Source organism: Salibacterium salarium (assembly GCF_030813635.1).
Lineage (GTDB): Bacteria > Bacillota > Bacilli > Bacillales > Marinococcaceae > Salibacterium > Salibacterium salarium.
Genome location: NZ_JAUSUM010000003.1, coordinates 386,459 through 401,955, shown reverse-complemented (window position 1 = coordinate 401,955; position 15,497 = coordinate 386,459). Strand labels below are relative to the sequence as shown.

The 15,497-nt window shown below is 42.8% G+C and carries 12 protein-coding genes; 10 read left to right on the top strand and 2 right to left on the bottom strand.

Annotated features, from left to right (window positions below; genetic code table 11):
* Positions 1-101: 101 nt before the first annotated feature.
* From J2S78_RS13535 to J2S78_RS13515, 5 genes are all read left to right on the top strand, one after another.
* On the top strand, positions 102-242 hold the full coding sequence (locus tag J2S78_RS13535) for a hypothetical protein (RefSeq protein WP_306899383.1): 141 nt from the start codon (positions 102-104) through the stop codon (positions 240-242).
* Between the two features lie 244 nt (positions 243-486).
* The gene (locus J2S78_RS13530; RefSeq protein WP_306899381.1) at positions 487-1,233 is read left to right on the top strand and encodes a hypothetical protein; all 747 of its coding nucleotides are present in this window, start codon (positions 487-489) and stop codon (positions 1,231-1,233) included.
* 536 nt (positions 1,234-1,769) lie between these two features.
* Entirely contained in the window at positions 1,770-2,597 is an 828-nt protein-coding gene (locus tag J2S78_RS13525; protein ID WP_306899380.1) for a YitT family protein, read from the top strand.
* A gap of 264 nt (positions 2,598-2,861) precedes the next feature.
* A complete protein-coding gene (locus tag J2S78_RS13520) occupies positions 2,862-4,580 on the top strand; it encodes an ABC transporter ATP-binding protein (protein ID WP_306899379.1) in 1,719 nt (572 codons plus the stop codon).
* Positions 4,581-4,754: 174 nt separating this feature from the next.
* Entirely contained in the window at positions 4,755-5,225 is a 471-nt protein-coding gene (locus J2S78_RS13515; protein ID WP_306899376.1) for a glutathione peroxidase, read from the top strand.
* A gap of 92 nt (positions 5,226-5,317) precedes the next feature.
* Here the strand turns inward: J2S78_RS13515 and J2S78_RS13510 are convergent, their stop codons facing one another.
* Positions 5,318-6,709: an MFS transporter gene (locus J2S78_RS13510; RefSeq protein WP_306899375.1), complete on the bottom strand. Its 1,392-nt coding sequence runs from the start codon at positions 6,707-6,709 to the stop codon at positions 5,318-5,320.
* Positions 6,710-6,840: 131 nt separating this feature from the next.
* Here J2S78_RS13510 and J2S78_RS13505 point away from each other — a divergent pair, with 131 nt between their 5' ends.
* Both J2S78_RS13505 and J2S78_RS13500 read left to right on the top strand, forming a co-directional pair.
* Positions 6,841-7,830 (top strand): AraC family transcriptional regulator, encoded by a 990-nt coding sequence (locus J2S78_RS13505; protein ID WP_306899374.1) that lies wholly within the window; start codon positions 6,841-6,843, stop codon positions 7,828-7,830.
* A 93-nt stretch (positions 7,831-7,923) separates the two neighbouring features.
* The gene (locus J2S78_RS13500) at positions 7,924-9,498 is read left to right on the top strand and encodes an alpha-L-rhamnosidase-related protein (protein WP_306899372.1); all 1,575 of its coding nucleotides are present in this window, start codon (positions 7,924-7,926) and stop codon (positions 9,496-9,498) included.
* 77 nt (positions 9,499-9,575) lie between these two features.
* On the opposite strand, the gene J2S78_RS13495 is transcribed toward J2S78_RS13500, so the two are convergent.
* Entirely contained in the window at positions 9,576-10,562 is a 987-nt protein-coding gene (locus tag J2S78_RS13495) for an aldo/keto reductase (protein ID WP_306899370.1), read from the bottom strand.
* A 310-nt stretch (positions 10,563-10,872) separates the two neighbouring features.
* Here J2S78_RS13495 and J2S78_RS13490 point away from each other — a divergent pair, with 310 nt between their 5' ends.
* From J2S78_RS13490 to J2S78_RS13480, 3 genes are all read left to right on the top strand, one after another.
* Positions 10,873-12,567: a SulP family inorganic anion transporter gene (locus J2S78_RS13490; RefSeq protein ID WP_306899368.1), complete on the top strand. Its 1,695-nt coding sequence runs from the start codon at positions 10,873-10,875 to the stop codon at positions 12,565-12,567.
* Positions 12,568-12,599: 32 nt separating this feature from the next.
* A complete protein-coding gene (locus J2S78_RS13485) occupies positions 12,600-13,784 on the top strand; it encodes an ROK family transcriptional regulator (RefSeq protein WP_306899367.1) in 1,185 nt (394 codons plus the stop codon).
* A 392-nt stretch (positions 13,785-14,176) separates the two neighbouring features.
* Positions 14,177-15,490: a metal ABC transporter solute-binding protein, Zn/Mn family gene (locus tag J2S78_RS13480; protein WP_306899364.1), complete on the top strand. Its 1,314-nt coding sequence runs from the start codon at positions 14,177-14,179 to the stop codon at positions 15,488-15,490.
* The last annotated feature ends 7 nt before the right edge of the window (positions 15,491-15,497 follow it).

Genomic DNA, 15,497 nt, shown 5'->3' with positions numbered 1-15,497 from the left:
TATTGCGTTGAATGAATTGTCTTAAGATGTCTTACAGGGGTGTTAATTCGATAACGATAATCATTATCAATTATTGTATAACCACTTTGGTGAATTGTCAATTGAACATAGCGCTTTTTCTTTCGGCAGTTCTCGCTGGGTTTGTGAATGTAATGAGCATGGAGGAAGAATCGGATGAAAGATTAATAGATAAAATAGACAACGAGGAAGTGGAGGGGAAAACAGGAAGATATAAAACATAGTTTATCAGTCTTGAAGTGCCTCCATTGTGCGGACAAGTTTTACATAACCCTTAAACGAATACTTCCTTAGTTAGGATTGAGAACTAGAGTTAGAAAAAGGGAGTAGAAAAGCTTCTCCAATGTTATGAAAAAGAAAGGCTACTTGTTCCAAGTTAATGGATGCAGATAGACAATCGGGAGCTATTTTCTTATAACTATCCAAGTGAAAAATCTGATATAATCATTAAAAAGGAGGGCTGACATTTTGAATGAAGAGGATGTACTAAACCAGATTCTCGGCGTCGTACAAAGTTTAGAACAGCGTTTACAATCTGTTGAAACGAATATGATAACGAAAGAACAGATAGCTTTGCTTCCTACCAGAGACGAGGTAAACCAGTTTATGAAAGAAGAAACAAAGTCTTTGGCGACGAGAAAAGCCTTAGAAGACTTGGCTACCAAGGAAGAGATAGCTTCGTTGCCTACGAAAGATGAAGTATACCAGCTTGTGAAAAAAGAAACGAAGTCTCTCGCGACTAAAGAATCTCTTAAGGAACTAGCCACAAAAGAGATGCTAGAAGAATTAGCCACGAAGGAATCTCTTAAGGAACTGGCCACAAAAGAGATGCTAGAGCAATTAGCTACGAAGGAATCACTTAAAGATCTGGCCACGAAAGAGATGTTGGAGGAATTGGCAACAAAGGAGTCTCTTAAGGACTTGGCGACCAAAGAAATGTTAGAAGGACTAGCGACAAAAGATTCGCTCAAGGACTTAGCTACAAATGAGGCAATAAAAGATGTAGCAACAAAAAATGAGATTGGTGCACTTCAGGAAACAATGAACCGCATGGAAAGCAAGCAGGAATTGGTATATAATCAAACGGGCAAGCTATCCGAATATTATACTGATTTAAAAATGGAATTTTCGGATGTTAAAGACAGAATTTCCTTCCAGACACACAAACTTAGTGAGGCCGAACTAGAATTGTTTAAACTAAAAAAATCTCAATAAAAAGGCGCCAAGGACAGGTTCTCACTACCACAACAATGCATAACTATCCTCTAACTTTGTGTTCTTTTCTAAGCATTTCTCCAAATGCAACGACTTTCATGATTGATAGAAAAGTCCCTCATTTTCCCTTGAGCGTCATGGAACGACAGCCTTCTCGAAAACCAGTCACCCCATACTTCTGACTATGCAGAAAATAACCTAAACTAGAAACAAGGTAAATGATGTCGATGTAATCCCCTGTATTCTCCCCGAATCGTTTAATTGACTGCTACTCCGATTTGTTTTATTTTTCCCGAGCGTCCTGACTTGTTACTCGTTATCAACATCCCTATCTTTCTTCACCATCTATCGAAAAAATCAGCCTCTACCTTCGATATGGTTATCGAAGGTGATTGGAAGAGGTATTTGAGCTGTGATATGATAGAAAAAATGATAAGAAATCATCCTTATCGTAAAATCAGGGGGTGATTTCTTTTTTTAGGTTTAATTATCGTTTTTTACAATTCATAACTTACAATAGGAAGGGAGTATCTAACTTGAAAAATACGATTTATATCATCATAGGAACGCTACTGTTTGCCCTCGCTGTGACACAGTTGGGGATGCCGAACTCCATTGCCGAAGGCGGGATTGTCGGTATTTCTTTGCTTATTTACTATGGTATGGGTTTGTCACCGAGTATTTCCACCCCGATTATTTTTGTGTTGCTGTTAAGTATAGGGATCCGTTACCTGCCGCGGCATATGGTGTACAAAACGATTTTTAATGTTGTGTTATTCTCCTTTTATGTTTGGGTTTTTGAAGGGATGTATGCCCAGCCGCTGGAAGATACACTGCTGGCGGCGATTTTTGCAGGGATTATAACCGGAATCGGCTTTGGTTTTATTTATCAGGCGGGAAGCTCTGTCGGGGGTACATCGATTCTCGCCCGTGTCTTTAATCAGCAGCTGGGCTGGGATCTCACTGGGACAACGCTTGCCCTTGATGCAGTAGTAGTGATTACGGGAATATTCATTATTGGTCCCGTATATACCATGTATACATTAATCACCCTGTATATTGGCAAAGTGGTCACGGATTTTGTACTCGGTGGTTTTGATTCGAAAAAGGCTCTTAACATCGTTTCACCGTACTCCGAGGAGATATCCAAACGGATTACGCATGATTTGGCTTCAAGTGCCACCGTGTTTTACGGAGAAGGAGAATACATGAAAGAACAGCGCCGTGTGTTGTACATTGTTATACACACACATAAGTTGCTGCAGTTGAAACGGGTGATTAAAGAGGTGGACCCGGATGCGTTCATTGTCGTCCATAATGTCAAAGACGTTTCCGGCGGGTTTATCTCCGGAGCATCGTTTTGAACAAAAGAACAAACCACCCGGTCTTACAAGATTCCTGCCGTGAAAAAACTGGGATCTTCAAAAGATGAGAAAAGCATAACTTGGAAAAATGAAGAAGAGCCGGGGATTCGATCCCTGGTTTTTCTTTGTGCTACATGATTTTTTCGAAAATGATTATCATTATCATTTTTAAAATGGTAATATAATAAATGAACAAGACACGGGGTTTGCGGATGAATCGGCTGTGGACAACCATTTATTTATCGTGTATTAGGGGGATTGATCATGCTGCGCCGCTTTTTTGCCTACTATAAACCATATAAAAAATTATTCACGTTGACTTTCGCATGTGCGATTTTTGTTGCGCTTTTGGATTTGGTGTTCCCGCTCGTCGTCAACCAGGTGGTTGATACTTTACTTCCACAAGGGAACATTAGCGTTATCATTTGGGCATGCATTGCTCTTTTTTTCATTTACATATTTAACACGGGTGCTCATTTTGTCGTGACTTACTGGGGCCATCGCCTTGGTATTAATATCGAAACCGATATGCGCGACGAGTTGTTTGACCATGTTCAACGGCTTTCTTTTACGTATTATGACAATAATAAAACCGGGCATCTACTTTCCAATTTAACAAACGATTTGTTTGAAATTGGCGAAGTGGCCCACCACGGTCCGGAAGATGTGTTCATTGCATGTATGACACTTTTCGGTTCTTTCGGCGTTATGTTATATATCAATGTGAAACTCGCCCTGCTCACTTTTCTAATTGTACCGCTGCTCATTCTTATCATTATCTACTGCCATCGTCGTATGACAGCGGCTATGAAATTTATGCTGAAGCGGATGGCCGACTTTAACGCCCGGGTGGAAGATACGATCGGTGGCATTCGTCTCGTCCAAGCCTTCGCGAATGAAAAGCATGAACGCAAGTTATTTCAGCGGGACAACCAGAATTTTAAAGATGCGAAAATTTGGTCTTACCGTGTGATGGGGTTGAACAACTCCCTCAGTTATATGATGATGCGGATCATGACCCTGTTCGTTCTTTTATGCGGTGCTTATTTTATCGTGCAGGGTGAATTATCGATTGGAGATTTTATGGCTTTTATTTTATTGACAAATATATTTTTTCGTCCGATTGAAAAAATAAATGCTATCATTGAAAGTTATCCGAAAGGGTATGCCGGTTTTAAGCGTTACATTGCTTTGCTGGATACAGAACCGGATATTATGGACAGCCCTCATGCAAAACCGTTGGATGACGCGAAAGGAAATATAGTTTACAGCGGCGTTCGTTTTGGATATGATGATGAGCGCCCTGTACTAGACGGCATCGATCTTTTTATTAAGGCTGGGGAAACCGTGGCGTTTGTTGGTCCGTCTGGTGCTGGTAAAACGACACTGTGTAGCATGCTTCCTCGATTTTATGACATTCAGGATGGGGCGATAACAGTGGATGGGGAAGACATCCGTGACGTCCAACTGTCTTCTTTACGACGGCAGATCGGCATTGTCCAACAAGATGTCTTCATGTTTTCCGGTACGTTGCGTGACAATATTCGTTACGGCAAATTAGATGCAGCGGATGATGAAGTGTGGGAAGCTGCCCGACGCGCGGAACTGGAATCATTCGTTAAAGATTTGCCTGAGGGATTGGATACGATCGTTGGAGAACGCGGGGTGAAATTGTCTGGAGGTCAGAAACAACGCCTTTCCATCGCGCGTATGTTCTTGAAAAACCCACCTATTTTGATTTTGGATGAAGCGACATCGGCTCTTGACACAGAGACAGAGGCTTCGATTCAACGTTCCCTTTATGAACTAGCGGAAGGAAGAACAACGTTGATTATCGCCCACCGTCTTGCGACCATCCGCCACGCCGATAGGATTATTGTAGTGACGACTGAAGGGATTGAAGAACAGGGAACCCACGAAGAGTTGCTGCAGCGCGACGGTCATTATGCGAATCTGCACGGAGCGCAACATACGTATATATAACAATCACACTAGCAGAAACGTAGAGAGTAGAGAAGTTGCGCGGATATTTAGTCCGTTATTTGACAGGAATGATAACAAAACGAAACGATTTTCCAAGCTCCGTCCTTTATAAGCAGAATTTATAAATAAAAAAAGAAAAGCAGGTATAATGAAAATGAAAGAGGAGGGATAAGGATGAGTATTTATGATATGTCTGTTACGAAAGCAGATGGAGAAACGTATACGCTGGATGAATATCAAGGTAATGCCATGTTGATCGTTAACACGGCCACAAACTGCGGACTGAAAGGGCAGTTTGATAGTCTCGAATCGTTGTATCAAAAATATAAGGAGAAGGGCTTTGTTGTACTCGGTTTTCCATCGAATCAATTCAAACAGGAACTGGATGATGCCGTGGAGGCGGAACAATCCTGCCGGCTGAATTATGGAGTGACATTTCCGATGCATCAAATTGTCCATGTGAACGGCAGTGAGGCCCACCCGCTGTTTCAATTCATCACGGAACAACAGAAGGGCATGTTCGGAAGCCCTGTAAAATGGAATTTCACCAAATTTTTAGTAGATAAAAGAGGACAAGTGGTAAAACGATTCTCCCCCCAGACGAAACCGGAATCATTGGAAGAAGATATTCAACGTGTCTTATAATCAATCTAGGGGTTGTCTTTTTGAGACAACCCCTGAATTTTTATAAAGATATTTGACTATTTTTTCAAGCCTTTCGGACTGTTTTTTCCTGTTTACTGCCGGGTTGTATTTAATTCTTGTATAATTTTAGGGTACTCTTTATCTAGCTTATAAAATGAAAGAAAGACGGCCATTAGTAGTGCAACGATAATAGGAAAAAAGCTAAACATAAATTCAATAGCGGTAAACGCAGAAGTCGGCTGTTCAGCATTGCTTCCGCTTACATAACCTCCAATAGCGAGTACCCATCCGACCGAAGCCGAACCAAGGCCGCCTCCGACTTTTGTTCCAAAACTTCCTCCGCTGTAAACCATTCCCTCGGTACGGACGCCGGTTTTCCATTCACCGTATTCAATAGTGTCCGCCATCATGGCAAATACCGTTCCCAATAATGGGGCGAAACCGATTCCTCGGATGATGGAAGCAATAATTGCTACAGTGGCACTTGCCGGGTTAATGAATACGAATGCGCTTCCAATAATGATAAAGCAGATACCGACAAGCATGCTGTTTCGTTTTCCAATACGTTTGACAATTGGAGACATTGTCATGATGGTAATCAATGTCGGAAGCGTCAAGCTGATGGTTAAGGTGCCGACCATATTCGCATCACCCAGAATATTTTCTGCATAATAAATTGTAATTCCTGTGACACTCCCTTGAAACAGGAAGGTGGAGACCGCAATAAGCACAATAAGAATCCAGTACTTATTCTTCAGGAGCGACGAAAGAGCTTTTGTAAATGGTACTTCTCCTAGCCCCTGCGTCATCGTTGAAGGTGCAACTCTTTCTGTGGTGGAATGAAAGGTGATGTAAAATAAAAATATGGTAATAACAGAAAATGCACCGAAAGTCAGCTGCCACGACCCAGCTCCGCCTCCGAAAAAATTAACGAGCGGCAGTGTAAAAGTACTTACAAGAAGTGTGGTGATCTGCCCGGCAGACATTCGGAAAATATTTAGATCAGAACGCTGATTTTGGTCCTGGGTAATTAAGGAGTTTAATGTTCCATAGGGTACATTGATGGCTGTATAAACAAAAAACAATAGATTATATGTGACAGCGATGTATATCAGTGTTGCGGTAGTTCCCCAGTTTTCCGGCACACTGAAGACCAATGTTGTTACCACTGCAAATGGAATAGCCATCCATAGGATCCATGGTCTTGCTTTGCCATGTCTGGACTTTGTCTTGTCAATCAAAACGCCCATTCCAAGATCCGTCACCCCGTCTAAAAATCTCGATAAGAGAATAATAGTTCCGATGATTCCAGCGGATACTCCAATCACATCCGTATAGTAATACGTGAGAAACGAACTGACAGCGACCACGACAAGGTTACATGCCAAATCACCGAGGCTGTATCCAGCTTTTTCCTTGACAGAAATCTTTCCGTCCGCAGAAGCAGGATGAAACGATTGATTTTGATCCAATTCGGGTTTCATTTTTGTTTCCATCCTTTCGTTTTAGTTTTTTGAATGTGTTTTCATTGAACCACTCTGTAATAGCGCTTACAATATTCTTATCACATCTTTTATTGTTCGAATTACAGGTCACTTCTTCAAGGAGGAACAAAATGAACACGAAAGAATTGGATAGGTTTTTACGCGAATTTGATGATATCGAAAAACTTCAGTATAAAACCCATGAAAATATAAATGACTTTGACGGGTACGAGATGCAGATGGACACGAGAGAAGGGATATCCCGGATGCAGGATCATTATTTTTTTGATCAGGGGCATGTGTTTATTAGCAAGCATCACCGTTTTGCGCCGATGCCTCGACATGTTCATGCATTTATCGAAATTAACTATATGTATTCCGGAACCTGCACACAGTACGTGGATGGACAAGAAATACAGCTCTTTGAGGGTCAGGTTTGTCTGATGGACAGCGACGTTCCCCACAGCATCGAAGAACTTGGTATGAATGACATTCTTGTCAATGTCATTATGAAAAAGAAAACATTTTTATCTGCTTTTTTAGGAAAATTGAGCAGTCATGGACTGGTTACGGAGTTTCTGGTCAACGCCATTTCGGAAAACCAGAAACATGATCAGTATATTATTTTTCATTCCGAAAAAAACAAAGAACTGCACGATGTTTTTGAAAAAATGATGTGTGAATTTTTTGATCCTGCCGATTATTCGAGCGATATTATTCACGCTTATCTTCCGGTTATGTTTATTGAACTGATGAGAGTATATAAGTATGATATTAATTTTGACAGAAACAACGAAAAAGCAGTAATCGCCGAAATTCTTCAGTACATGGAAGAACATTATCAGGATTGTACGCTTTCGTCGCTTGCGGAAGAATTCAATTTTAATAAAAATTATTTAGGTAATCTTCTGAAGGAAAGAACCGGCAAAACGTTTATTGAATTTATCCAGATGCAGCGGATGATTCAAGCTGCTAATCTGCTCGCAAATACGGATGTGAGTATAGAACAGGCTGGAATAGAGGCAGGGTATGAAAGCACTAGCTTCTTTTACCGGAAATTTAAAAAATATTTTGGCATGACACCGAAAGCTTTCAGGGAAAATAAACGCACCTACCTGTAAATCGAGCAGAATGAACTGTAGAATATTCCTTGTCGGTCTGCGTCTTCTCTTTTATATTTCTATAAAGAGATACTGTTTTTAAGAGGTGTTTACGTGGAGAATCAAACTTTTTTTCAGCAGCACAACGGACAACAGGTGAACAGGGAAAAACAGCTACTCGACAAAGCAGAAGATGCAAGGCCTTCCCTTCACCATAAAGAGATACAGCCTGTATCGACGGTAAAGCTAGTAAGAGACGATTATTACATTCACGGTTGGAAAGCAGAGTTTTCTGAAACATATGAACGAGCTATCGGAAAAACATACCCTAGGGGAAGTGTGTTCACCTTAGACTTTGGTGAACATACTGTTGGGTACTTGAAGTTGCAGTTATCCCCTGTAGGAAGCCCGCCGGATGCTCCTCTCTGCTTAAAATTTAAGTTCGGGGAAATGCCGGTGGAAATTGGTGAATCTTTTTCTGAATACAACGGCTGGTTAAGCAGCTCGTGGCTTCAAGAAGAAACCATATACGTGGATACACTGCCGCAAGAATACCAACTGCCTCGGCGTTATGCGTTTCGTTACGTACAGGTGGAGGTGGTGGAGTCCTCTCCCAAGTACGATGTTTGTTTTGATTTTATATCCTGCACGGCGGTATCTTCGGCAGAAAAAGATAGATATCCGGTATATCTGACGGACGATAAACTGAAGAACATGGATAACCTCAGCGTGAAAACGCTGGCTGATTGTATGCAGGATGTTTTTGAAGATGGTCCTAAACGGGATCGCCGGTTATGGCTGGGAGATCTGAGACTGCAGGCTCTGACGAATTACTGGACATTTCAGCAGAATGATTTGGTGAAACGGTGTCTTTATCTGTTTGCAGGGGTTCCGAATAAAGAAGGACGAGTAGCAGCGAATGTATTTACGGAGCCGGCTGTTATTCCGGATGACACCTATCTGTTTGACTACGCGCTGTTTTTTGTTACATCCTTGGTCGATTATTATGAAGCGACTTCTGATATAGAAACATTACAGGAGCTTTGGCCGGTGGCTCGAAGGCAGATTGAGCTGTCTGAAAAACAAATCGATGAGAACGGTATACTGAAAGATCAAGAAGGCTGGTGGTCTTTCATTGACTGGAAAGAAGGATTGAACAAGCAGGCGGCTTCTCATGCCATTTTTATTTACTCGGTGAAAAAAGCCATTTCACTGACTGAGCTTCTGCACAACGGGGAAACAGAATGGCTGCACCGGCTGTTACACCGGCTGGAGCAAGCTGTATCCTTTTTCTGGGATGCGGAACAGCTGTTTTTTGTTAGCGGAAAAGAACGGCAGGTATCATGGGCTACCCAGATTTGGATGGTACTGGCCGGTGTGTTGAAGCCGGATGACAGCAGGGAGCTGCTAAAACGTTTGAGAAAATGTCAGCCTGCCTATTCGCTATCTACGCCTTATATGTATCATCATTTCGTGGAAGCATTGCTTTGTTCAGATATGAAACAAGAAGCTGTTGAGGTATTGATGGAATACTGGGGCGGGATGATGGATGAAGGAGCCGATACGTTTTGGGAATTGTATAAGCCACAGGATGCATCGTTTTCTCCTTACGGCAGTCATATTATTAATAGTTACTGCCATGCTTGGAGCTGCACCCCTGCCTATTTTATAAGAAAGTACCAGTTATAAAGATTAAAAACCGTATTCAAAGCGCCTTATAATCATAATGGAAAACCGCACCCAAACTGGACGCGGTTTTTCACTGCTTATTTGCTGATTGGAAGCGGAGCCTCCGGTGAAACGATTCCCTGCTCCCGCAGTTCGTGCCAGAATGCATCGGGAATGTTGGCGTGTAAAGCCGCTTTGTTTTCTTGGATCCGTTCCGGACGGGTTGTTCCCGGAATAACGGCAGCGACCGCAGGATGGGAGGCGGAGAACTGAAGGGCTGCTGCAATGAGATCAACGCCATGGCGCGCTGCAATTTCATTCATGTGGTCCACCCTGGATGTCACTTCTGACGGGGCTTTACCGTATTCGTAGTGAGTACCACCGGCAATGATGCCTGAGCCGTACGGGGCACCGACAACGATGTTCATCCCTTGCTCTTCTGCAGCCGGCATTAAGCGCTGCAGGGCATGTTCATGGTCGAGCAGGGTGTAGCGGGTGGCCTGCAGGCTGATATCCGGGTTAGCATTCTCCAAATCCAGTGCCAATTCAATCGGCTCCGTCCGGTTGACTCCGATGCCCCAGGACTTAATTACCCCTTCGCTGCGGAGGCGTTCCAGTTCGGGAAATGCACCGTTTCTTGCTTCATCAAATCTGGTGACCCACTCGTCTCCGTGAAAATCTGGTGAAATGTCATGAACGTAGATAAAGTCAAGCCGGTCGGTCTGCAGGCGTTCCAGACTCTGTTCGATGGACCGCCGTGTTCCTTCGGCGCTGTAATCGTCAATGACTTTGTTTGGACGCCCGTACTGGAACAGTCCTTCTTTTTCTTCTGTTTCTTCCGCAATATATCGTCCTACTTTCGTGCTTAACACGTAATCATCACGTTTATGTTTGGACAGAACCTTGCCAAGCCGTAATTCAGCAAGACCTGCTCCGTAAAGCGGCGCGGTGTCAAAGTAACGGATGCCGTTGTCCCAGGCTGCTTCCACGACCGCTTTCGCTTCTTCCTCCGGAATATCCCGGTACATGTTTCCTAATGGAGCGGTACCAAATCCGAGTTTTCCTTCCTGTTTCAAATCTATCATACGTCTACCTCCTTTTTGATTAAGGACAAATTACAATCTAACGAAGAAACTTCCTTTAGACAAATATATTGCTTAAAAGGAGTTCCTTATTTGTAGTAACCGTTTCTTCAAGATTGTAAACATTTGTAAGCGGATACGTCTAAAAATCAGTGCGACGGAGATTTTCTTAGAAGGATAGTCCGACATTTGATTTTCATGTATAAAAACAGCTCTTGAATGACATACAAAAACGAAGTATAGTGAAATTATATCACTTTTATCCAAAATGGATAAAATTAATCGATGCGTTTTTAGAAAAGAGGGAAGAGGAATGCCTAAGCTGCCTGAAGGAGTATTAAATCTTCCAAAGGACTATAATCGTAATTCATTAAAACAGGATATAATGGCGGGGCTAACCGTTATTGTTATGCTGGTTCCGCAAGGGATGGCTTATGCGCTTTTGGCCGGCCTACCACCGGTTATGGGGTTGTATGCTTCCACGGTTCCGCTCATTATATACGCACTATTTGGTTCTTCTAGGAAGCTAGCCGTCGGGCCTGTTGCTATGGCATCCATTCTCATATTCTCGGGTGTGTCCCTGCATGCGGAGCCCCAGAGTTCAGAGTATATTACATTGGTGCTGTTATTAACGCTTATGGTAGGCGTGATGCAGTTCGTATTAGGTGTTATTAATGCAGGGGCGTTCGTCAAATTTATTTCTCAAAATGTTATCAACGGGTTTACCTCGGCTGTTGCGATTACGATTGGGTTCAGTCAGCTGGGAAATTTTTTCGGCATTGAGATGCCGAACCAGAGTCGGATTCTGCCTTTATTAACGGCATTATTTCAAAACATTCCCGATATTCACATACCGACGGCTATGATAGGAACGGTAAGCCTGCTGGTCTTAACAGGCTTGAGAAGACGTACGAAACTACCGCTTGCTTTACTTGTTGTCACCTTGAGTATCGTAACCGTTTTCTTTTTCCGGTTGGATCAAGAAGGGGTGCAGATTGTTGGAGGCGTGCCGAAGGGATTTCCCGGTATCGCGCTTCCTCCTTTGGATTTATCCGCCATGCAGGTATTATTCCCTACTGCTTTAACGATTGCCCTAATCGCGATGATGGAGTCTCTTTCGATTACAAAGACGCTCGCTGGCAAAGACAGTCCGCCGCTGAATGTAAACAAAGAATTACGGGCGATTGGTCTATCCAATATGATAGGAGCTTGTTTCTCGGCTTATGCAGTCACCGGCAGTTTTTCACGAAGTGCGGTGAACCACGGGGCGGGAGCTGTATCGCAAGTGGCGATGATTATTACGGCGGCTGGCGTGGGACTAACTTTATTTTTTTTAACGCCATTGTTTTATTACCTGCCGCAGACTGCGTTGGCCGCCATCATTCTCTCCGCCGTGGCCGGATTGATCAATATCCCGTCTTTACGCTATGCCTTCCGTATCAAACCAGCCGACGGATGGGTCTGGGTTGTTACGTTTGCTGCCACTTTATTGATAGGCATCCAATGGGGACTGTTAATCGGCGTAGGAGTCTCACTCTGTATTCTTATCAACCGTATCTCTCACCCTCATATTGTAGAAGAAGGATGGGATGAAAAAAGCAAAAGCTATCGTGATGTGAAGCGTTTCCCGCAGGCAAAACGCGTGTCGGGAAAAGTGTTGCTACGTATTGATGCTAGAATCCACTTTTCCAACGTCAGTTATTTAGAAAAGGTGGTGGAAACAGCTATTAAAGAAGCAGAAGAAAACATGGATACGCTGCATGATGTTGTCATTGATATGGGTGGGGTAAATGATATTGACACCGCTGGCATTGAGGCGCTGGAACGGTTGATTCGAAAATATAAGTCCCGAGAACATATCAATGTTTGGTTTGTCCAGTTAAAAGGGCCGGTCCGGGACTTATTGTTGCGCGCCGGATGGAAAGAGCGGTTCCCTGATGTCATGAGCTATTTGCCGATGGATGAGTTTTTGAAGAAAAAACAGGAGCCAAATGATTATATGATATGATATTAAAAAAAATGGATGAAGGAGAAAATCCCGTGGTTGAGGAATTATTGCACCGCCATTCCCCTAAATTTTATGGAATGAAAGAAGTCTACCGTTGTATTCATCAAGAGAATTTTATTACGAAAGCGGAACTATTAAAGCGGACCAATATGAAGCAGACGACAGTGGTCCGACATTTAGATGCATTAAAAGAGTACGGCTTAATCCGTATTGCGTCCTATGATGAATCCTCCGGTGGAAGGCCGCCTGCCCTTTATGCCATCCAGCCTGAAGCGGCCTTTATCATTGGTATTGCTCTCTCCCGTGTGGAAACGACAATCACTATCGTAAACATGTCTTTTCAGCCTGTTGCAAGCGAAACCTTTCAAATGACAGAAAAGCATACTCCCTCCCACACGATATCTTTGTTGAAAGAAACCATTGCTTCTCTGTTGGAAGAACATCATATAGATATTAACGCCCTTTTAGGCATCGGTATTGGAACCGTAGGGCCACTGGATCGAAAAAAGGGTATCATGTATCCGGAAGGGTTTGTGGCTCCCGGCTGGCATAAGGTTGCTATTGTGGAAGAGATGAAAAGAACATTTCAGACGGATATTTTTCTCGAAAACGGCGCGAATACAGCAGCTTTATATGAATCTTTGCGTAATAATGGAGGCAATAAAACAATCCTTTATTGTATCAGCGGCTGGGGACTTCGCTGTGGGGTGCTGGCAAATGGCGCCATTATGCAGAGCCGGAAAGGGGACGCGAGTTCTTTCGGAGAAATGATCATTGACGTTACGTCTGGCAGAACCTTGGCTTCTTATATTTCCTATCACCAGATTGTCACAGAAGTAGCACGGATGATAAAAGCGAGTGAACGTAACACTGATTTTTATCCAGACCTGAATGACAATAAAAATGAAATCATGGAATATGTGCTTGATGAGCTGAAAAAAGGCAATTCAGTGATCGAAAATGTCGTGCTGGAGTCTGCCTATTATTATGGTATCGGTTTGGCAAACATGATAAACGTTCTCCACCCGGAAGTCGTTGTATTGAATAGTGAAATTATGAACATATATCCCGCTTATTATAATAAAGTGATTCACACAGCGGAGGCCTTCATTTTGCAAAACCATCAGCAGGAGCCGTCATTTCAGCAGGCCGAGGACGCCGAAAATCCAATCTCAATCGGGGCCTGTACCTTAACCTTCCAATCTAAAATTGGCTGAGTGGGAGATAGAATCGGCGTTTTTTGACAACGTACCAGCGAACCCAACTCCTCAACGCAAAATAGCCCAACATGGCCGGTCCGGAAGAAGTAACAAATTTATTATCTGTACCTGGCTTTGGATGAAATCAGTTATTCTAGTGGTCTGAATTCATTGTAGACGGAGGTATGACAACAGGATAAGAGAGAACTGGAATGGCTCAGGCTGTTCCGGTTTTTTCGTTCAAAAAGCATCGTGAAGGCTGAGTGGTAATGGTGAGGGAAATCATGCCCGGACAGGTGGAAGAACATTCACTAATCATAAATCGTAATTATTATTATTTACAAATCGTAATAGTTACGATATACTAACGAGGTATAAATCGTAATAATTACGAATTGGAGGAGCTACATATGATGAAAAATCGATTTAATTTTCCTCTTGTGGTGATATTATCTGTCCTGATGGTGGCTGCGTGCGTAAGTGATGAGGAACAGAACGCGGTAGAGGAAAATGGTGAAAATCAAACAGAACCTTTACAAATCTATACTACGTTGTTTGCCTGGAAAGATTTTGCGGAAAAAATTGGAGCAGAGGAAGTAGAAGTAGAAAATATTATACCGGCCGGGGCGGATCCTCACAGCTTTGAGCCGACATCTCAAACGATGATAGACATTGCCGAATCAGATTTATTTATACTTAATGGGGCTGGAATGGAAGGGTTTGCAGAGGCTGTGGAAAGAACACTGGAGGAAGAAGGAGTATCCTCGTTAGAAGTGACAAACGGCATCAATCTTATTGGTTTTCATGAGGAGCATAACCATTCTCACGATCATGATGAAGAGCACGATCATGATCATGGGGATGTTGATCCTCATGTATGGCTGGATCCGGTGAAATCTATGGAAGCCGTAGATAATATAAAAGATAAACTTATCGAACTACGCCCGGAGCAGGAGGAATATTTTGAGGAAAATGCGGAGGAGCTTCATAACGAGTTATCCGAATTGGATGAAACTTTTGCAGAGATGGCAGATACGGCAGAGAACAAGCAGTTCGTTGTATCCCACGCAGCTTACGGGTATTGGGAAGAACGTTACGGCTTAGAGCAAATCAGTGTTTCCGGACTATCTCCGTCAGATGAGCCTTCTCAAAAAGAATTAGAAAGTATCATAGAGACGGTGGAAGAAGCTAATATTGGCCATATTATGTTTGAACAGAATGTCGCTTCAAAAGTAACAGAAGTTATACAGGATGAAGTAGGAGCAGAAGCATTAGAGCTTCATAATCTATCGGTACGGACAAAGGAAGAAAGAGAAAACAAGGAAGACTATTTTCAGTTAATGAGACAAAACATAGACAATCTTGAGACTGCATTCAAAGCGGGAGGGCATTCCGAAGAAGATAGTAATGATAGGGAGACACTAGATATAACGGTGGAAGGTGCACAAGAACATTATCACACCGGGGATGAAATAGAACTGACATATAACATCGAAGGGGAGACAGACTCAGAGCATGTCCATTGGTTTGAACAAGGTCCAGAGGCAGAAGAAGCAGAGGTGGTTGGTGGAGAAGAAAGGTATACTGCTGAAGCCGCAGATGAATTGGAAGGCATGGAAGTATCTGTTGCGCTGTATGATGAAAACCATGAGATCATTGCTCAATCCGAACCAGTTGTACTTCACATCGATAATCATAACGAGGAGCATAATCACAGCCATTAAGAAAGGG

Bases quoted from the DNA above. Each gene is read 5' to 3' on its own strand.
- J2S78_RS13515 (WP_306899376.1), top strand. From the start codon at position 4,755: ATGAGTATTTATGATATGTCTGTTACGAAAGCAGATGGAGAAACGTAT.
- J2S78_RS13505 (WP_306899374.1), top strand. From the start codon at position 6,841: ATGAACACGAAAGAATTGGATAGGTTTTTACGCGAATTTGATGATATC.
- J2S78_RS13490 (WP_306899368.1), top strand. From the start codon at position 10,873: ATGCCTAAGCTGCCTGAAGGAGTATTAAATCTTCCAAAGGACTATAAT.
- J2S78_RS13495 (WP_306899370.1), bottom strand. From the start codon at position 10,562: ATGATAGATTTGAAACAGGAAGGAAAACTCGGATTTGGTACCGCTCCA.
- J2S78_RS13510 (WP_306899375.1), bottom strand. From the start codon at position 6,709: ATGAAACCCGAATTGGATCAAAATCAATCGTTTCATCCTGCTTCTGCG.
- J2S78_RS13520 (WP_306899379.1), top strand. From the start codon at position 2,862: ATGCTGCGCCGCTTTTTTGCCTACTATAAACCATATAAAAAATTATTC.
- J2S78_RS13480 (WP_306899364.1), top strand. From the start codon at position 14,177: ATGATGAAAAATCGATTTAATTTTCCTCTTGTGGTGATATTATCTGTC.